This window comes from Azospira sp. MPR-LB4 (assembly GCF_058809525.1).
In genome coordinates this window covers 1,015,195-1,033,171 of sequence record NZ_CM179521.1, presented here as the reverse complement: position 1 = coordinate 1,033,171, position 17,977 = coordinate 1,015,195, and the positions used below count along the sequence as shown (strand labels likewise).

General features: G+C 65.2%; 15 protein-coding genes and 2 tRNA genes. 14 read left to right on the top strand and 3 right to left on the bottom strand.

Annotated elements, in window-relative coordinates; genetic code table 11:
- Positions 1 to 10 precede the first annotated feature (10 nt).
- The 11 genes from hisS to AC3QLZ_RS04645 all read left to right on the top strand — a co-directional run bounded on the left by hisS (position 11) and on the right by AC3QLZ_RS04645 (position 11,021).
- Entirely contained in the window at positions 11 to 1,309 is a 1,299-nt protein-coding gene (gene hisS, locus AC3QLZ_RS04695; RefSeq protein ID WP_287873767.1) for a histidine--tRNA ligase, read from the top strand.
- Positions 1,309 to 1,983, top strand: a complete 675-nt coding sequence (locus AC3QLZ_RS04690; protein WP_205229900.1) for a YfgM family protein — start codon at positions 1,309 to 1,311, stop codon at positions 1,981 to 1,983. Before hisS ends, AC3QLZ_RS04690 begins: the two co-directional genes overlap by 1 nt.
- Positions 1,980 to 3,128, top strand: coding sequence for an outer membrane protein assembly factor BamB (bamB, locus tag AC3QLZ_RS04685; protein ID WP_287873766.1), 1,149 nt, complete (start codon positions 1,980 to 1,982; stop codon positions 3,126 to 3,128). The genes AC3QLZ_RS04690 and bamB overlap by 4 nt, the downstream gene beginning before the upstream one ends.
- Before the next feature lie 21 nt (positions 3,129 to 3,149).
- Positions 3,150 to 4,535 carry a ribosome biogenesis GTPase Der gene (gene der / locus AC3QLZ_RS04680; RefSeq protein ID WP_014238150.1) on the top strand — a complete coding sequence of 462 codons (1,386 nt, stop codon included), beginning with the start codon at positions 3,150 to 3,152 and terminating at the stop codon, positions 4,533 to 4,535.
- Between the two features lie 83 nt (positions 4,536 to 4,618).
- Positions 4,619 to 4,858, top strand: coding sequence for an RNA chaperone Hfq (gene hfq, locus AC3QLZ_RS04675; RefSeq protein WP_014238149.1), 240 nt, complete (start codon positions 4,619 to 4,621; stop codon positions 4,856 to 4,858).
- An 89-nt stretch (positions 4,859 to 4,947) separates the two neighbouring features.
- Positions 4,948 to 6,135: a GTPase HflX gene (gene hflX / locus AC3QLZ_RS04670; protein WP_130458810.1), complete on the top strand. Its 1,188-nt coding sequence runs from the start codon at positions 4,948 to 4,950 to the stop codon at positions 6,133 to 6,135.
- A gap of 71 nt (positions 6,136 to 6,206) precedes the next feature.
- Positions 6,207 to 7,457, top strand: a complete 1,251-nt coding sequence (gene hflK, locus AC3QLZ_RS04665) for an FtsH protease activity modulator HflK (protein WP_043798355.1) — start codon at positions 6,207 to 6,209, stop codon at positions 7,455 to 7,457.
- A 12-nt stretch (positions 7,458 to 7,469) separates the two neighbouring features.
- Positions 7,470 to 8,348: a protease modulator HflC gene (gene hflC, locus AC3QLZ_RS04660; RefSeq protein ID WP_014238146.1), complete on the top strand. Its 879-nt coding sequence runs from the start codon at positions 7,470 to 7,472 to the stop codon at positions 8,346 to 8,348.
- Positions 8,349 to 8,368: 20 nt separating this feature from the next.
- Positions 8,369 to 8,554: a DUF2065 domain-containing protein gene (locus AC3QLZ_RS04655; RefSeq protein ID WP_014238145.1), complete on the top strand. Its 186-nt coding sequence runs from the start codon at positions 8,369 to 8,371 to the stop codon at positions 8,552 to 8,554.
- The gene (locus AC3QLZ_RS04650) at positions 8,551 to 9,705 is read left to right on the top strand and encodes an ATP phosphoribosyltransferase regulatory subunit (RefSeq protein ID WP_014238144.1); all 1,155 of its coding nucleotides are present in this window, start codon (positions 8,551 to 8,553) and stop codon (positions 9,703 to 9,705) included. Before AC3QLZ_RS04655 ends, AC3QLZ_RS04650 begins: the two co-directional genes overlap by 4 nt.
- 5 nt (positions 9,706 to 9,710) lie before the next feature.
- A complete protein-coding gene (locus AC3QLZ_RS04645; RefSeq protein WP_492783415.1) occupies positions 9,711 to 11,021 on the top strand; it encodes an adenylosuccinate synthase in 1,311 nt (436 codons plus the stop codon).
- Between the two features lie 269 nt (positions 11,022 to 11,290).
- Here the strand turns inward: AC3QLZ_RS04645 and AC3QLZ_RS04640 are convergent.
- A tRNA-Leu gene (locus tag AC3QLZ_RS04640) sits at positions 11,291 to 11,377 on the bottom strand.
- A gap of 244 nt (positions 11,378 to 11,621) precedes the next feature.
- Positions 11,622 to 11,708, bottom strand: a tRNA-Leu gene (locus AC3QLZ_RS04635).
- A gap of 139 nt (positions 11,709 to 11,847) precedes the next feature.
- Here AC3QLZ_RS04635 and rnr point away from each other — a divergent pair.
- Complete coding sequence (gene rnr, locus AC3QLZ_RS04630; RefSeq protein WP_492783414.1) at positions 11,848 to 14,235, top strand: ribonuclease R; 2,388 nt, start codon at positions 11,848 to 11,850, stop codon at positions 14,233 to 14,235.
- Positions 14,236 to 14,251: 16 nt separating this feature from the next.
- On the opposite strand, the gene AC3QLZ_RS04625 is transcribed toward rnr, so the two are convergent.
- A complete protein-coding gene (locus AC3QLZ_RS04625) occupies positions 14,252 to 14,998 on the bottom strand; it encodes a tRNA pseudouridine(65) synthase TruC (protein WP_152088914.1) in 747 nt (248 codons plus the stop codon).
- A gap of 201 nt (positions 14,999 to 15,199) precedes the next feature.
- Between AC3QLZ_RS04625 and nirJ the strand changes: the two genes are divergently transcribed.
- The gene (gene nirJ, locus AC3QLZ_RS04620) at positions 15,200 to 16,375 is read left to right on the top strand and encodes a heme d1 biosynthesis radical SAM protein NirJ (RefSeq protein ID WP_492783413.1); all 1,176 of its coding nucleotides are present in this window, start codon (positions 15,200 to 15,202) and stop codon (positions 16,373 to 16,375) included.
- A complete protein-coding gene (locus AC3QLZ_RS04615; RefSeq protein WP_014238139.1) occupies positions 16,372 to 17,970 on the top strand; it encodes a cytochrome D1 domain-containing protein in 1,599 nt (532 codons plus the stop codon). Before nirJ ends, AC3QLZ_RS04615 begins: the two co-directional genes overlap by 4 nt.
- Positions 17,971 to 17,977 lie beyond the last annotated feature (7 nt).

Sequence of the window (17,977 nt, the reverse complement as noted above, 5' to 3'; positions counted from 1 at the left end):
AACCAGGTTTATGAGTCAGAAAACACTACAAGCCGTCCGCGGCATGAACGACATCCTCCCCGACGAAGCCGAGCTGTGGGAGCGCTTCGAGGAGGTTGTCCGTTCCTGGCTGCACAGCTACGGCTACCGCCCCATCCGCATGCCCGTCGTGGAGCCCACCGGCCTCTTCAAGCGGGCCATCGGCGAGGTCACGGACATCGTCGAGAAGGAAATGTATTCCTTCGAGGATGCCCTCAACGGTGAAAACCTCACCCTGCGCCCCGAAGGTACCGCCGGTTGCGTCCGTGCCGTGATCCAGCACAGCCTGGCGGCCCAGCATCCGCGCCGCCTCTACTACATGGGCCAGATGTTCCGCCACGAGCGGCCCCAGCGCGGCCGCTACCGCCAGTTCCACCAGGTGGGCGTGGAGTCCTTCGGCTTCGCCGGTCCCGATGTGGACGCCGAGCAGATTCTCATGGGCGCCCGCCTGTGGGACGACCTGGGTCTGGAAGGTATCACCCTGCAGATCAACAGCCTGGGCCAGCCCGAAGAGCGGGCCCGGCACCGGGCCGAGCTGATCGCCTATTTCCAGGCCAATGCCGACCGGCTGGACGAGGATTCCCAGCGCCGCCTGCACACCAATCCCCTGCGCATTCTGGATACCAAGAATCCGGACATGCAGGAGCTGTGCGCCAACGCCCCCAAGCTGATCGACTTCCTCGGCGCCGAATCCCTGGCCCACTTCGAAGGCGTGCAGCAGGTGCTGCGGGATGCCGGCCAGCCCTATACGGTGAATCCGCGCCTGGTGCGGGGGCTGGACTACTACAACCTGACCGTGTTCGAATGGGTCACCGACCGTCTCGGCGCCCAGGGTACGGTCTGCGCCGGCGGCCGCTACGACGGCCTGGTGGAGCAGCTGGGCGGCAAGCCCACGCCCGCATGCGGCTTTGCCATGGGGGTGGAACGCCTCATCGCCCTGATCCAGGACCAGGATCTGGCGGGCAATCCGGAGCCGGTGGATGTGTACGTGGTGCACCAGGGCGAGGCCGCCAGCCGGCTCGCCTTCCGCGTCGCCGAAGGGCTGCGGGACAACGGCCTGGCCGTGCTCCTCAATTGCGGCGGCGGCAGTTTCAAGAGCCAGATGAAAAAGGCCGACGGCAGCGGTGCTGCCTTCGCCGTGATCATCGGCGACGACGAGGCGGCGGCAGGGGAGGTGAGCCTCAAGTCCCTGCGCAGCGCCGACGGCGAGAAGGGCGAACAACAGCGGGTGAAGGTGGATGATCTGCCTGCCACCCTGATGGATTCAATCATTGATTGGGAAGAGAAATAATGGCCGTCTACGACTTGCAGGAGCAGGAACAGCTCGACGAAATCAAGACCTGGTGGAAGCAGCACGGCAACCTGGTGACCAGCATCCTGCTCGCCGCCGCCATCGGTGTTGCCGGCTGGCAGGGCTGGAACTGGTACCAGGGCCGCCAGTCGGCCCAGGCCGCCGTGGTTTTCGGTGTGCTGCAGAAGGCCGCCCTGGAAGGTGATGCCCAGCGCCTCAAGGCGGCTGCCGGCGAACTGCTGGAAAACTACAAGGGCTCCACCTACGCCTCCCTCGGCGCCCTGACCGCGGCCAAGGTGGCCTTCGATGGCGGCGACCTGAAGACCGCCAAGGTGCAGCTGGCCTGGGTGGCCGAGAACGGCAAGGACGAGCTGCGCGACCTGGGCCGTCTGCGCCTGGCCGCCGTGCTGCTCGACGAGAAGTCCTACGACGAGGCCCTGAAGCAGCTGGAAGCCAAGCCGGCACCCGCCTTCGCGGCCCGCTATGCCGAAGTGCGTGGCGATATTTTCCTGGCCCAGGACAAGAAGGACGAAGCCCGCAAGGCCTTCGCCGACGCCCTGGCCGCCATCGATGCCGCCGCCAAGGCCGGCAGCGGCGCCCAGGATGCCCAGGCGGCCGCCGCCTACCGTCAGGTGCTGCAACAGAAGGCCGATGCCCTGGGAGAGGCCAAGTGAAATTCCGTCCCGCCCTCCTGAGCCTGCTGCTGGCAGCCGCCCTGGGCGGCTGTTCTTCCCTGGACAAGATCAATCCCTTCGCCAGTTCCTCCAAGGTCAAGATGGCCGAGCTGGACACCATCAAGCCCAGCGTCAATGTGGTGAGCCTGTGGCAGGGCCGGGCCGGCAAGGCCGAGGACTACGTCTTCACGCCGGCGGTGGTGGATTCCAGCGTCTATGTGGCCGCCAACAACGGCAGCGTCACCCGTTTCGACGACGGCAAGCAGGCCTGGCAGGTTTCCGCCGGCCAGCCCCTCTCCGGCGGTGTCGGCAGCGACGGCCGTCTGGTGGTGGTGGGCACGCCCAAGGGCGAAATCATTGCCTTCGACGCCAAGGACGGCAAGCAGCTGTGGAAGGCCCGGGCTAGTTCCGACATCCTGGCGGCGGCAGCCGTGAGCGCCGACATCGTCGTCGTGCGCACCGGCGACAACCGCCTCTACGGCTTCGATCCGGCCGACGGCAAGCGCAAGTGGGTCTATCAGCGCAACAACCCGGCCCTATCCCTGCGCAATGCGGCGTCGCCGGTGATTTCCGAACGCTACGTCTTCGCCGGGTTCCCCGGCGGCAAGCTGGTGGCGGTGTCGCTGCAGAATGGCGCCGCCGTCTGGGAAGGCACCGTGGCCCTGCCCAAGGGCACTACCGAGCTGGACCGGGTGGCCGATATCACCAGCCCCCCCGTGTTCGACGGTCCCCAGGTGTGCGCCGTGGCCTACCAGGGCCGCGTCGCCTGCTTCGACCTGACCAACGGCAACCTGATCTGGGCCCGGGACATGTCCTCCGCCTCCGGTCTGGCCATGGACAGCCGCAATATCTACGTCGCCGACGACAAGGGCGCCGTGCATGCCCTGGACCGTTTCCGCGGCACCTCCCTGTGGAAGCAGGACAAGCTCTTCCTGCGCCAGCTCTCCATGCCCCGGGTGGCCCACGGCCTGGTGGCGGTGGGTGACGTCAAGGGCGTGATCCACTTCCTCAACCGGGACGACGGCTCCTTCAGCGCCCGCTTCACCACCGACGGCACTGCCGTGGTGGCGGCGCCCCAGAGCTACGGCAGCGGCTGGCTGTTCCAGACCCAGGGCGGCGGCGTGTTCGCCCTCGACGTTCAATAATCCAAGCAGAAAGCATTACTCGTGAAACCCACCCTGGTACTGGTCGGCCGGCCCAATGTAGGCAAGTCCACCCTGTTCAATCGCCTGACCAAGACCCGTGACGCCATCGTCGCCGACCTGCCCGGGCTGACCCGGGACCGCCACTATGGCCACGGCAAGGTGGGCAGCAAGCCCTATCTGGTGGTGGACACCGGCGGCTTCGAGCCCCTGGCCAAGGACGGCATTTTCCACGAGATGGCACGACAGACCGAGCAGGCCATCGCCGAGGCGGACGCCGTGGTCTTCGTGGTGGACGGCCGCGTCGGCATTACCGCCCAGGACAAGGAAATCGCCAACAAGCTGCGCAAGCTGGAGCGCCCGGTGCTGGTGGCGGTGAACAAGGCCGAGGGCATGAAGCACACGGTGGTGGCGGCCGACTTCTACGAACTGGGCCTGGGCGAGCCGTTTCCCGTTTCCGCCACCCACGGCGACGGCGTGCGGGATCTGGTGGAAATGGCCCTGGCCGATTTTCCCGAGCCGGACGAGGATGACGCCAAGGACGAAACGCCCCGGGTGGCCATCGTCGGTCGTCCCAACGTGGGCAAGAGCACCCTCATCAACGCCCTCATGGGCGAAGAGCGGGTCATCGCCTTCGATATGCCCGGCACCACCCGGGATGCCATTTTCGTGGACTTCGAGCGCAACGGCCGCAAGTACACCCTGATCGACACCGCCGGCCTGCGCCGCCGCGGCAAGGTCTTCGAAGCCGTGGAGAAGTTCTCCGTGGTGAAGACCCTGCAGTCCATCGAGGACGCCAACGTGGTGGTGCTGGTGCTGGACGCGGACCAGGACATCTCGGACCAGGACGCCCACATCGCCGGTTTCGTTGTCGAATCCGGCCGCTCCTTGGTGGTGGCGGTGAACAAGTGGGACAGCCTGGACGCCTATCGGCGCGAGCGCATCAAGGTGGATCTGGAACACAAGCTGAAATTCCTCAGCTTCGCCACCTTCCACTACATTTCCGCCCTCAAGGGCCTGGGCCTGGAAAAGCTGTTCACCTCCGTGGACCGGGCCTACGCCGCCGCCATGGCCAAGCTGCCCACGCCCAAGCTGACCCGGGTGCTGCTGGACGCCGTGGCCCGCCAGGCGCCGCCCCGTCACGGCGGCATCTTCCGCCCCAAGCTGCGCTATGCCCACCAGGGCGGCTCCAACCCGCCCCTGATCGTCATCCACGGCAACGCCCTGGATTCCCTGCCGGAAAGCTATCGCCGCTACCTGGAACATACCTTCCGCGAAGTGTTCAAACTGCAGGGCACGCCCCTGCGGGTCCAGTTCAACACCAGCCACAATCCTTTCGCCACCAAGGAAGTGCGCAAGATCGGCAATCCGCGGGACACCTTTTACAAAAACCGCGAGAAAAAGTCCTGAATCTACGGGTTTGCCCGGTGGCTTTCCCCCGGAAAATCCATTAAAGTGCTTTTTCCATAACAACGAACCATGGAGTTTCAGCCATGAGCAATAAAGGGCAACTTTTACAAGACCCGTTTCTCAACACGCTCCGCCGCGAACATGTGCCGGTTTCCATTTACCTGGTGAACGGCATCAAGCTCCAGGGCCAGATCGAGTCCTTCGACCAGTACGTCGTGCTGCTCAAGAACACGGTGACCCAGATGGTCTACAAGCATGCCATTTCCACCGTGGTGCCGGCCCGCCCCGTCAATATCCAGCAGGATAACGGCGCCGAGTCGTGATCATTCCCCGCATACGCATTTCCGGCCCGCTGGCATCACCGGCGGGCCGCGTCGTTTTCGGCCGGTTGCGGCCAGTCTGCTCCTAATCCATGTTTGATCGTCCCTCCGCCGGTGACCCCAGGGTCCCCGGTTCCGAGCGCGCCCTCCTGATCCAGGTAGATTTCGGCCAGCCCGACATCGAGGATTCCCAGGAAGAACTGCGCCTGCTGGCCAGCTCGGCTGGTGCCGAAGTGGTGGATGTGCTGGTGGCCAAGCGGGGTGCGCCCGATGCGGCCACCTATGTGGGCAAGGGCAAGGTGCAGGAAATCGGTGCCGTCGCCGCCGCCCATGATGCCACCCTGGTGATTTTCAACCACGAGCTGTCGCCGGCCCAGGAACGCAACCTGGAGCGGGCCCTGCAATGCCGGGTGATCGACCGCACCAGCCTGATCCTGGACATCTTCGCCCTGCGCGCCAGCAGTTCCGAAGGCAAGCTGCAGGTGGAACTGGCCCAGCTGGAGCATCTGGCCACCCGTCTGGTGCGGGGCTGGACCCACCTGGAGCGGCAGCGGGGCGGCATCGGTATGCGCGGTCCCGGCGAAAAGCAGCTGGAAACGGACCGCCGTCTGCTTGGCGTCCGGGTCAAGAGCCTCAAGGAGCGCCTGGCCAAGCTGTCGCGCCAGCGCAATGTGCAGCGGCGGGCTCGTTCCCGGCGCGATGTGCTCAACGTGTCCCTGGTCGGCTATACCAACGCCGGCAAATCCACCCTGTTCAACGCCATGACCAAGGCCGGCGTCTATGCGGCGGACCAGCTTTTCGCCACCCTGGACACCACCTCCCGCAAGCTGTGGCTGCCGGAAGTGGGCTCCGTGGTGATGTCGGACACGGTGGGTTTCATCCGCGACCTGCCCCACGCCCTGGTGGAGGCCTTCAAGGCCACCCTGGAAGCCACGGCCCAGGCCGATCTGCTGCTGCATGTGGTGGATTCCGCCTCCCATGCCCGGGAGGAGCAGATTGCCGAAGTCAACAAGGTGCTGCACGAGATCGGTGCCGACCAGGTGCCCCAGATTCTGGTGTGGAACAAGGCCGACCTTACGGGCTTGCCCGCCGCTGTGGAGCGGGACGAGTATGGTAAACTTCACCGCGTCCGATTGAGTGCCAGGACCGGCGAAGGCCTGGATTTGTTGCGCCAGGCGCTGACGGAGTTTGCCCGGGATAATTCACTCAGCATGACGACAGCGGCCTCTGCGGACGATGCCGCGGCAGCTAGTGCGAATGACGCAGTGCAAGACGTTTAGACCGGATCACCGGCCCCTCATACCGCCCTCAATAAGAGTTCCCCGACATGATCTCTAGCATTGGACTTCTGATGTCGCTTAACGACCCCCAGTGGGGTAATCGTGGCAATGGCGACGGCCGCCGTCCCAACCAGGGACCTCCCGATCTGGAAGACCTGTGGCGCGATTTCAACCGCCGCCTGTCCGGCATGTTCGGCAAGAAGGGCGACGGCAAATTTGGCGGCGGCGATTCCGGCGGCCCCTCCGACTTCAATCCCAAGCTCTTCGGCGGCGGCATCGGCCTCCTGGCGGCCCTGGTGGCCGTGGTCTGGCTGGCCTCCGGCTTCTACATCGTCGACGCTTCCCAGCGCGGCGTGGTGCTGCAGTTCGGCAAGTTCAAGGAAACCACGGAACCGGGCCTACGCTGGCGTCTGCCGTTCCCCATCGAATCCCACGAACTGGTGAATCTCACCGGCGTGCGCACCATTGAGGTGGGCTACCGGGGCAGCGAGAAGAACAAGGTGCTGAAAGAGGCGCTGATGCTGACCGATGATGAAAACATCATCAACATCCAGTTCGCCGTGCAGTACTACCTGAAGGACCCGGTCGAATACCTGTTCAACAACCGTCACGCCGACGAGGCCGTGATGCAGGCTTCCGAAACGGCCATCCGGGAAATCGTCGGCAAGAGCAAGATGGACTTCGTCCTCTACGAAGGCCGGGAGCAGGTGGCGGCCCAGGCGGCCAAGCTGATGCAGGACATCCTGGATCGCTACAACACCGGCATCCTCATTTCCAAGGTCACCATGCAGAATGCCCAGCCGCCGGAGCAGGTCCAGGCAGCCTTCGATGATGCGGTGAAGGCGGGTCAGGACCGGGAGCGGCAGAAGAACGAAGGCCAGGCGTACGCCAACGACGTCATCCCCCGGGCCAAGGGTACCTCCGCCCGCCTGTTGCAGGAAGCCGACGGCTACAAGCAGCGCATGATCGCCACCGCCGAGGGCGACGCCAGCCGCTTCAAGCAGATCCTCGTGGAATACGCCAAGGCACCCGAGGTGACGCGCCAGCGCCTCTATCTGGAAACCATGCAGCAGATCTACGCCAACACCTCCAAGATCATGGTGGATGCCAAGGGCGGCAACAACCTGCTCTACCTGCCCCTGGACAAGCTGATGGAAACCGTGGCGGCGCCCGGCCATGCCGGCGTCCCGGCCGCCCAGGCCGTTGAAAGCACCGTGAACCGGGGTGTGTCGATTTCCAACGACGTTCCGCCCCAGCTGGAAAAGAACGATGTACGTTCCCGTGACGCTTCCCTGCGTTCCCGGGATCGGGACGGCCGCTAAGGAGCCCCAGAGATGAAACAGAGCTTCGGTCTTATCGGCGGCCTGGTGGCCGCCATCGTGGTGGTGCTGGCCCTCAGCCTGTTCACCGTGGATCAGCGCCAGTACGCCGTGGTGCAGCAGCTGGGCGAGGTCAAGTCGGTCATCACCGAACCCGGCCTCAACTTCAAGTGGCCCCTGATCCAGAACGTCCGCTTCTTCGATCGCCGCATCCTGACCATGGATTCCCCGGAACCCGAGCGTTTCATCACCTCGGAAAAGAAGAACGTGCTGGTGGATTCCTACGTCAAGTGGCGCATCGTCGATCCCAAGCTGTACTACATCTCCGTCGGCGGCGACGAATCCCGGGCCCGTACCCGTCTCTCCCAGACCGTCAATGCGGGCCTGCGGGAAGAGTTCGGCAAGCGCACGGTGCATGACGTGGTCTCCGGCGAGCGGGACAAGATCATGGACGACATGCGGGAAAAGGCCGACCAGGATGCCCGCAAGATCGGTGTGCAGATCGTGGACGTGCGCCTGAAGCGCGTCGAGCTGCCCCAGGAAGTGAGTGAGTCCGTCTATCGCCGCATGGAGGCCGAGCGCAAGCGGGTGGCCAACGAACTGCGTTCCCAGGGCGCTGCCGAGGCCGAAAAGATCCGCGCCGACGCCGACCGCCAGCGCGAAGTGCTGGTGGCCGAAGCCTACCGGGATGCCCAGAAGATCAAGGGTGAGGGCGATGCCAAGGCTGCCGCCATCTACGGCCAGGCCTTCGGCCAGAATCCCGAGTTCTTCGCCTTCTACCGCAGCATGGAAGCCTATCGCTCCACCTTCAAGAGCAAGAGCGATGTCATGGTGCTGGAACCCAATTCCGATTTCTTCAAGTACATGAAGAACGTCGGCCGCAGCGGCAAGTAAAGTCGGCCGTCGTTCTGCCTATGGGCGATAATCTCCTCCTCGCCTTCGCGCTCATGCTGGTGCTCGAAGGCGTCGTTCCCTTTCTCGCGCCCCAGGCCTGGCGCGAGACGTTTCGCCGCCTCATCGCCATGAGCGACGGCCAGATCCGCTTCATTGGCCTCACCGCCATGATCGCGGGCCTCATACTGTTGATGATTTTCAAATGAACTGGTTGCTACCCGAATACCTGGCCGATGCCCTGCCGGCAGAGGCCGCCAAGATCGAGCGCCTGCGGCGCCAGACCCTGGACCTGTTCCGCTGCCATGGCTACGAACTGGTCATGCCGCCCCTGCTCGAGTACCTGGAATCCCTGCTCACCGGGTCCGGCCAGGACCTGCGCCTGAAGACCTTCAAGCTGGTGGATCAGTTGTCCGGCCGCACCATGGGCGTGCGTGCCGACATCACGCCCCAGGTGGCTCGCATCGACGCCCACCTGCTCAACCGCCAGGGCGTGGTCCGTCTCTGCTATTGCGACAGCGTGCTGCATACCCTGCCAGCGGCCACCGCCGGCACCCGGGAGCCGATCCAGATCGGCGCCGAGATTTACGGCCATGCCGGCGTCGAAGCCGACCTGGAGATCATCCGCCTGATGGCTGCCGCCCTGGAAGGGGCCGGCCTCTCCGCCGCCCGCCTCGATCTGAGCCATGTCGGCATCTTCCGCGCCATCGCCCAGGCCGCCGGCCTGCCGGCTGCGGCTGACGAGGAAGTGTTCGCCCTGCTGCAGGTCAAGGACATCCCCGGCCTGCAGGCCGCCTGTGCCGGCCTGCCCGAGCCCTACCGTTCCGCCCTGCTGCGCCTGCCCGACCTCTATGGCGATGCTTCCGTGCTGGCCAAGGCCCGGCAGCAGCTGCCCGACCTGCCGGCGGTGCACGCCGGCCTGGACCTGCTCTCGGCCCTGGCCGCCAAGGCCGGCGACCTGCCCATCAGTTTCGATCTGTCGGACCTGCGCGGCTATCATTACCACAACGGCGTCGTCTTCGCCGCCTACAGCCCCGGCTACGCCACCGCCCTGGCCCTGGGCGGCCGCTACGACGGCGCTGGTGAAGCCTTCGGCCGGGCCCGTCCCGCCACGGGGTTCTCCATGGATTTGCGCGAGGTGGCCCGCCTGGCCCCCGCCACCCAGGTTTCAAAAGCCATCCTGGCGCCCTACGGCGGCGAGGATGCCCAGCTGGCCGCCGCCATCGCCCGTCTGCGGGCCGAAGGCGAGGCCGTGGTGGAACTCCTGCCCGGCCAGGCCGGCAGCGAAGGTCTGCCCTGCGACCGCCGGCTGGTGCAGCAGGACGGCAAATGGATTATTGCAGCAATCAATAAGGACTAAGCAGTATGGCTAAGAACGTCGTGGTCGTCGGCACCCAGTGGGGCGACGAGGGGAAGGGAAAGATCGTCGATTGGCTGACGGACAACGCCCAGGGCGTGGTGCGTTTCCAGGGCGGGCACAATGCCGGCCATACCCTGGTGGTGGGCGAGCGCGAATACAAGCTGAACCTGGTGCCCTCCGGCATCGTGCGTGACGGCGTGCAGTGCTACATCGGCAACGGCGTGGTGCTGGACATCCAGCATCTGCTGGCCGAAATCAAGATCCTGGAAGAGGGCGGCCTGGACGTGCGTTCCCGCCTCAAGGTCAGCCCCGGCTGTCCCCTGATCCTGCCCTACCACTCCGCCATCGACAAGGCGCGGGAAGCCGCCAAGTGCGCCGACCAGAAGATCGGCACCACCGGCAAGGGCATCGGTCCGGCCTATGAAGACAAGGTGGCCCGCCGCGGCCTGCGGGTGTACGACCTGTTCAACCCGGAGCGCTTCGCCGCCAAGCTGAAGGACGTGATGGAGTACCACAACTTCATCCTGACCAAGATGCTGGGTGCCGAGCCCGTTTCCTACGAAGCCGTGCTGGAACAGGCCCTGGCCAATGCGGAACAGATCAAGCCCCTGGTGGCTGACGTCTCCGCTGCCATCTACGAATCCAACAAGGCCGGCCAGAACCTGCTGTTTGAAGGCGCCCAGGGCACCCTGCTGGACATCGACCACGGCACCTATCCCTTCGTCACCTCCAGCAACTGCGTTGCCGGCCAGGCGGCAGCGGGCGCCGGCGTCGGCCCCGGCATGCTGCATTACGTGCTGGGCATCACCAAGGCCTACTGCACCCGTGTCGGCGGCGGTCCGTTCCCCTCCGAGCTGGATATCGACACCGCCGGCTGTCCCGGCCACCAGATGTCCACCAAGGGCAAGGAATTCGGCACCGTCACCGGTCGCAAGCGCCGCTGCGGCTGGTTCGATGCCGCCGCCCTGCGCCGCTCCGCCCGCATCAACGGCGTCACCGGCCTGTGCATCACCAAGCTGGACGTGCTCGACGGCCTGGAAGAACTGCACATCTGCACCGGCTACAAGCTGGACGGCAAGGTGCTGGACCTGCTGCCCATCGGTGCCGACGAAGTGGCCCGCTGCGAGCCCATCTACGAAACCATTCCCGGCTGGAAGGAAACCACCTTCGGCGCCAAGCGCTGGGAAGACCTGCCGGCCACGGCCCAGGCCTACCTGGACCGCATCCAGACCCTGTGCGAGATTCCCATCGACATCGTCTCCACCGGTCCGGAGCGGGACGAAACCATCCTCAAGCGGCATCCCTTCGCCGCCTGAGCGAAAAAGCCGGCGTCAGAGCGCCGGCTTTTTTCTTTAACCTGAGTGTCGTCCTGATTGTCGTCAACTCCCCTTAAGCTTGCCGGCAGCCAGTATCGCCGGGGGCATTCGTGCCCTGCGACTGCGGGAGGTGCGTACTCTGCCGCCGTTGCGAATGGGGATGGTGGTGCGGGGAGGGGGGAGTGCCGGACCGGCAGCCGTTGCGGAAGCGGGGCCGGAAAAGCAAAAAGCCGAAAATCCTTGAAGAATTTTCGGCTTTGCCTGAACCTTGGTGCCCAGGAGAGGACTCGAACCTCCACAGTGTTGCCACCGCCAGGACCTGAACCTGGTGCGTCTACCAATTCCGCCACCTGGGCAGGTGTCGAAAAGAGCCCGCATTATAATGAAGCCTGCGGTACTACCGCAAGAGGAAAAATGATTAATTTTTTACCGTCGCTGCAGAACCCGATTTTTGCCATGGCTGTCGCCCCCATGTCGTCCTTGCGGATGGCAGGGCAGGGTGCGTCCCGGCTGGCGGGAATTGTGGCGGCTGGGGAAACCCGTGCAAACGGGAAGCAGAAAAACAAAAAGCCGGCAAAAGCCGGCTTGATGTCTGAAACCTGGTGCCCAGGAGAGGACTCGAACCTCCACAGTGTTGCCACCGCCAGGACCTGAACCTGGTGCGTCTACCAATTCCGCCACCTGGGCAGGTGTCGAAGAAGGCGCGATTATAAGGTAAATAAAGACCATGTCAACTAGAAAACTATCCAAAACCAGAAAAAACGATCCCTTCTTTGAAAGGGAGTGCCAAAAGTACGAGATTCCCCTGCCGTCCCGGGAATACACCATGCAGCTGCTGCAGGACCAGGGACGCCCCGTTTCCTTCGACCAGCTGGTGGCCCTGCTGGACATCAGCCGGGATGAGGAGGACCTCTTCCAACGCCGTCTCAACGCCATGGAGCGGGACGGCCAGCTGCTGCGCAACCGCAAGAACTCCTACATCCTGCCGGAGAAGGCAGACCTGATTCCGGGCAAGGTGGAAGGCCATCCGGACGGCTTCGGCTTCGTCAAGCCGGACGACGGCAGCGACGACCTGTTCCTCGAGCCCAAGCAGATGGACAAGGTGCTGCACGGCGACCGGGTGCTGGTGCGCTGCATCGGCCTGGACCGCCGCGGCCGCCGCGAGGCCACCATCGTCGAGGTGCTGGAGCGGGCCAACACCCGCCTGGTGGGCCGGCTCATGGAAGAGCACGGCATCCAGTTCGTGGTGGCCGAGAACAAGCGCATCAGCCAGGACATCCTGATTCCCCCCACCGCCATGACCGACAAGCGGGCCAAGCTCAAGGCCCGGCCCGGCAATGTGGTGATGGTGGAAATCCTGGAGCAACCCTCCCGCTATTCCCAGCCCATCGGCCGCATTGTCGAGATTCTCGGCAACTATGCCGACCCGGGCATGGAAATCGAAATCGCCCTGCGCAAGCACGACCTGCCCTTCGAGTTTTCCAAGGAAGCCCAGGCCGAAAACAAGGCGGTGCCGGACAAGGTCAAGAAGAGCGACTTCAAGGGCCGCGAAGACCTGCGTGAGCTGCCCCTGGTGACCATCGACGGCGAGACCGCCCGGGACTTCGACGATGCGGTCTTCTGCGAGAAGGTGGGCCGGGGCTGGCGCCTGGTGGTGGCCATCGCCGACGTCTCCCATTACGTGCGTCCGGGCATGGCCCTGGACCAGGAGGCCTACGACCGGGGCAACTCGGTGTATTTCCCGCGGCGGGTCATTCCCATGCTGCCGGAGAAGCTCTCCAACGGCATCTGCTCCCTCAACCCGGACGTGGAACGGCTGGCCATGGTGTGCGACATGAACATCAGCGCCACCGGCAGCATCGGCAAGTACCGCTTCTACCCGGCCGTGTTCCGCTCCCATGCCCGCCTCACCTACAACCAGGTGTGGGGCTGGCTGTCCGGCGAAAGCCAGCCGGAGAACGAGGTGCATCAGGCCCTGCAGCCCCACCTGCAGAACCTCTACAAGCTCTTCCAGGTGCTGCTCAAGGCGCGCAAGAAGCGGGGTGCCATCGACTTCGAGACGGTGGAAACCCAGATGCTGTTCAACGCCCAGGGCAAAATCGAGAACATCGTGCCCGTGGTGCGCAACGACGCCCACCGCCTGATCGAGGAATGCATGCTGGCGGCCAACGTCTGCGCCTCCGGCTTCCTGCATGAGCACAAGCAGGCCTGCCTGTACCGGGTGCACCAGGGACCGACGCCGGAAAAGCTGGAGAACCTTCGGGCCTTCCTCGGCGAATTCGGCTTCTCCCTGGCCGGCGGCGACGAGCCCAAGGCCAAGGATTACGCCGAGCTGCTGGAGAAGATCCAGGGCCGTCCCGACACCCAGCTGCTGCAGACGGTGATGCTGCGCTCCCTGCGTCAGGCCCAGTACGCCCCGGAAAACCTGGGCCACTTCGGCCTGGCCTACGAGGCCTACACCCACTTCACCTCGCCCATCCGCCGCTATCCCGACCTGCTGGTGCATCGCGCCATCAAGGCGGTGCTGGCCGGCGAGACCTACAACCCGGGCAAGTGGGAAGACATCGGCCTGCATTGCTCCGGCACCGAGCGCCGGGCCGACGAGGCCACCCGGGACGTGGACAACTGGCTGAAGTGCTTCTACATGAAGGAGCGCATCGGTGAGGAATTCGAGGGCACCATCGCCGGCGTCGCCGCCTTCGGTATTTTCGTCGCCCTGGACGAGGTCTTCGTCGAAGGCATGGTGCATGTCTCGGAGCTGGGCGAGGACTACTTCCACTTCGAGCCGGCCAAGCACCAGATGCTGGGCGAACGCAGCGGCAAGCGCTTCCGCCTCGGCGACCGCCTGCGGGTGAAGCTGGTGCGGGCCGACCTGGAGTCCGGCCGCATCGACTTCATCCTGGCCCAGGAAAAGAAAGAAGGTCCGGCCGGCGACGACGAGGTGGTGACCTGGCGCAAGAACACCACGGGCAAGCCAGCCCTGGGGGCAGCTGCTCCGCAAGGCAAGCCCCGTGCGGGTTCCGGCGGTGGCAAGCCCGGCAAGTCCGCCCCTGGCGGCAAAGCGGGCGGTCCGGGTCAGGGCGGTCATCGCGGCAAGAGTCCGGCCGCTGCCAAGACGGGCGCTCCCAAGCGGAGCGGCAAGGGCGGGGCGAAGGGCGGCAGCAAGTCCGCCAGCAGGGGCGGCGCCAACAACGGCGGCCGCAAGGGGCGCTAGGCCCCGTTGCCGTGTCTCAGGTCTGGCCGGCGAGCCCCGCCGGCAGGGCCTGGGCCCAGCCCAGCTCGGCCACCAGCCGGGCAAAATCGCCCTCCAGGGGCGCTTCCAGCAGCAGGGGGGCGCCGCTGGCCGGGTGTCTCACTTCCAGACGCAGGCAGGCCAGCAGCAGGCGCGGGCAGGCGAAGTGCTGGGCGAAGAAGCGGTTGTGCTTGCCCTTGCCGTAGGTGGCGTCGCCGATGATGGGATGGGCGATGTGCTTGAGATGGCGCCGCAGCTGGTGCTGCCGGCCGGTGGCCGGCTCCAGTTCAAGCAGGGCGTAGCGGCTGCTGGGATAACGGTCCACCGCCAGCGGCAGTTCCACCGTGGCCAAGCGCCGGTAGCGGGTGAGGGCGGCCTGGGGCTCCCGGTTCATGCGCTCCCCCTGCCATTCCCCGTCGTCGAACTGGCGGCTGAGGGCATGGTCGATGACGCCGGCTTCCTCCGGATGGCCGCGCACCACCGCCACATAGGTCTTGTGCACCGTCTGGGCCTCGAACTGGCGACCCAGTTCCCGGGCCATGTCGCTGCTGAGGGCGAACAGCAGCACGCCGGAAGTGCCCCGGTCCAGGCGATGGGCCGGGTAGACCCACTGGCCGATCTGGTCCCGCAGCAGCTGCACGGCGAAGCGGGTCTCGTGCCGGTCCACCAGGGAACGGTGCACCAGCAGGCCGGGGGGCTTGTGGATGGCGATCAGGTGCTCGTCGCGGTAGATAATCGGCAGCATCCGCTCGGTTTTCCTCGGTAACGGTGGTGGCAAAGGGGAGGGGCATCCTAGCAGGAATTGCTGCCCGAGGGCTTCCCGCCGGCCTCCCGGCATCCGCCGAAGGCCGCCCTGGCGCCCATCCCGCAGCTGTCTTGATGCGTATCAACGACGCCCCATTTCTTCCCGCGTTCAATGGCAGCCACGATCTCCAGGGAAGAAAAAATGTTCCGCATCTCCCAATTCATGGACGAGCTGGTGACCCCCAGCACCGTCGGCCCCCGCCGCAATCCGCCCGGGCCGGTGGTGATCTGGAACCTGGTGCGCCGCTGCAACCTCACCTGCAAGCACTGCTACTCCATCTCCGCCGACAAGGATTTTCCCGGCGAACTGAACACCGAGCAGGTGTTCACCGTGATGGACGACCTCAAGGCCTTCCGCGTGCCGGTGCTGATCCTCTCCGGCGGCGAGCCCCTGCTGCGGCCGGACATCTTCGACATCGCCCGCCGCGCCAAGGGCATGGGCTTCTACGTCGGCCTTTCCTCCAACGGCACCCTCATCAGCGAAGCCAATATCGACGCTATCGCCGACATCGGCTTCGACTACGTGGGCGTCAGCCTGGACGGCATCAAGGAGACCCACGACAGGTTCCGCCGCCTGGAAGGGGCTTTCGACGCCTCCCTGGCCGGCATCCGCCTGTGCAAGGAACGGGGCATCAAGGTGGGCGTGCGCTACACCATGACCCAGGACAACGCCCACGACCTGCCGGGTCTGCTCAAGCTGATCGAGGCCGAGGGCATCGACAAGTTCTACTTCTCCCACCTCAACTACGCCGGCCGGGGCAACAAGAACCGGGCCACCGACACCCATCACCTGGCCACCCGCCAGGCCATGGACCTGCTTCTGGACACCTGCTGGGAATACAGCCAAATGAGCCGGCAGGGTGGCCCGCACAAGGAATTCGTCACCGGCAACAACGACGCCGACGGCGTGTACCTGCTGCGCTGGGTGGCCCGCCGCTTCCCGGACAAGGTCTCCCACATCCGTGCCAAGCTGGAGCAGTGGGGCGGCAACGCCAGCGGCGTCAATGTGGCCAACATCGACAACCTAGGCAATGTGCATCCGGACACCATGTGGTGGCACCACACCCTGGGCAACGTCAAGGAGCGGCCCTTCTCCACCCTGTGGAACGACCTTTCCGACCCCCTCATGGCCGGCCTCAAGCAGCACCCGCGGCCCGTGGAGGGGCGCTGCGGCGCCTGCGCCTACCTCAACATCTGCAACGGCAACACCCGGGTACGGGCCCAGCAGCTGACCGGCAATCCCTGGGCCGAAGACCCGGCCTGCTATCTCAGCGACGAAGAAATCGGCGTCAAAAAGGTAACCGAGGTATCCCTATGAAAACCCGCGTCCAGGCCGCCAGGCGGCCATCCTCCCTGGCCTTCTGGCTGCTTTCCGTACCCCTCGGCCTGGGGGCGTTGTGGCTGGCCAGCCGGCCGGCCCACGCCGCCGATGCCAACGCCCCGGCCCTGTTCCAGCAGCACTGCGCCGCCTGCCACGGTGCCGACCGCCTGGGGGGCATGGGCCCGGCCCTGCTGCCGGAAAACCTGGAACGGCTGAGAAAGGCCGAAGCCCTCAAGACCATCAGGGAAGGCCGGGCCGCCACCCAGATGCCGGCCTTCAAGGACCAGCTGAGCGAGGCCGACATCGCCGCCCTGGCCGACTACGCCTACGCCCCGGTGAACCCCAAGCCCACCTGGACGGAGAAGGACATCCGGGCCTCCCGCATCCAGCACGTGGACGAGAAGACCCTCTCGCCCAGGCCCGTCTTCAAGGCCGACCCCATGAACCTCTTCGTGGTGGTGGAAGGGGGCGACCATCACGTCTCCATCCTCGACGGCGACAAGCTGGAGCCCATCCACCGCTTCCAGTCCCGCTACGCCCTCCACGGCGGGCCCAAGTTCTCCCCCGACGGCCGCTTCGTGTATTTCGCCTCCCGGGACGGCTGGTTGACCAAGTTCGACCTGTGGAACCTGAAGGTGGTGGCCGAGGTGCGGGCCGGCATCAACACCCGCAACGCCGCCGTCTCCGGCGACGGCAAGTACGTCATGGCCGCCAACTACCTGCCCCAGGATCTGGTGCTGTTCGACGCCGACCTCAACCTGATCAAGGTGATGGAGGCGAAGAGCGCCGACGGCAAGGAAAGCTCCCGGGTTTCCGCGGTGTACGATGCCGCCCCGCGCAAGAGCTTCGTCGCCGCCATGAAGGACATGCCCGAGGTCTGGGAAATCAGCTACGACCCGGAAGCCCATCCCATCTACGACGGCCTGGTGCACGACTACCAGTACAAGGAAGGGGTCTCGGTGCCCGGCTTCCTCAACCCCCGCCGCACCCGCCTCACCGATCCCCTGGACGATTTCTTCTTCGACCAGAGCTATTCCGAGGTGATGGGCACCAGCCGGGAAGGCAAGGGCCAGGTGGTGAACCTGGATGCCCGGCGCAAGGTCTCCGAACTGCAGCTCTCCGGCATGCCTCACCTGGGCTCCGGCATCACCTGGAACTGGCAGGGCCGCACCGTGATGGCCTCCACCAACCTCAAGGAAGGCAAGGTGACGGTGATCGACATGAAGGACTGGAAACCGGTGAAGGACATCGTCACCCGGGGAGCCGGCTTCTTCCTGCGCAGCCACGAGAACAGCCGCTACGCCTTCGTCGATTCCATGATGAGCCCGGCCAAGGACACCCTGCAGGTGATCGACAAGGACAAGCTGGAGATCGTCAAGGAACTCAAGCCCGTCCCCGGCAAGACCCTGGCCCACATCGAGTTCACCAAGGATGGCCGTTACGCCCTGGCCAGCCTGTGGGAAATGGACGGCGCCCTGATCATCTACGACGCCAGGACCCTGGAAGAGGTGAAGCGCCTGCCCATGAAGAAGCCCGTGGGCAAGTACAACGTGTGGAACAAGATCACCCGTTCCGAAGGCACCAGCCACTAGGCTGGGC

Excerpts from the sequence above, each read along its gene's own strand:
- AC3QLZ_RS04690 (WP_205229900.1), top strand. The coding sequence starts at position 1,309 with ATGGCCGTCTACGACTTGCAGGAGCAGGAACAGCTCGACGAAATCAAG.
- hflK (WP_043798355.1), top strand. The coding sequence starts at position 6,207 with ATGTCGCTTAACGACCCCCAGTGGGGTAATCGTGGCAATGGCGACGGC.
- AC3QLZ_RS04625 (WP_152088914.1), bottom strand. The coding sequence starts at position 14,998 with ATGCTGCCGATTATCTACCGCGACGAGCACCTGATCGCCATCCACAAG.
- hfq (WP_014238149.1), top strand. The coding sequence starts at position 4,619 with ATGAGCAATAAAGGGCAACTTTTACAAGACCCGTTTCTCAACACGCTC.
- AC3QLZ_RS04645 (WP_492783415.1), top strand. The coding sequence starts at position 9,711 with ATGGCTAAGAACGTCGTGGTCGTCGGCACCCAGTGGGGCGACGAGGGG.
- hisS (WP_287873767.1), top strand. The coding sequence starts at position 11 with ATGAGTCAGAAAACACTACAAGCCGTCCGCGGCATGAACGACATCCTC.
- hflX (WP_130458810.1), top strand. The coding sequence starts at position 4,948 with ATGTTTGATCGTCCCTCCGCCGGTGACCCCAGGGTCCCCGGTTCCGAG.
- nirJ (WP_492783413.1), top strand. The coding sequence starts at position 15,200 with ATGTTCCGCATCTCCCAATTCATGGACGAGCTGGTGACCCCCAGCACC.
- AC3QLZ_RS04615 (WP_014238139.1), top strand. The coding sequence starts at position 16,372 with ATGAAAACCCGCGTCCAGGCCGCCAGGCGGCCATCCTCCCTGGCCTTC.
- rnr (WP_492783414.1), top strand. The coding sequence starts at position 11,848 with ATGCAGCTGCTGCAGGACCAGGGACGCCCCGTTTCCTTCGACCAGCTG.
- AC3QLZ_RS04655 (WP_014238145.1), top strand. The coding sequence starts at position 8,369 with ATGGGCGATAATCTCCTCCTCGCCTTCGCGCTCATGCTGGTGCTCGAA.
- hflC (WP_014238146.1), top strand. The coding sequence starts at position 7,470 with ATGAAACAGAGCTTCGGTCTTATCGGCGGCCTGGTGGCCGCCATCGTG.
- AC3QLZ_RS04650 (WP_014238144.1), top strand. The coding sequence starts at position 8,551 with ATGAACTGGTTGCTACCCGAATACCTGGCCGATGCCCTGCCGGCAGAG.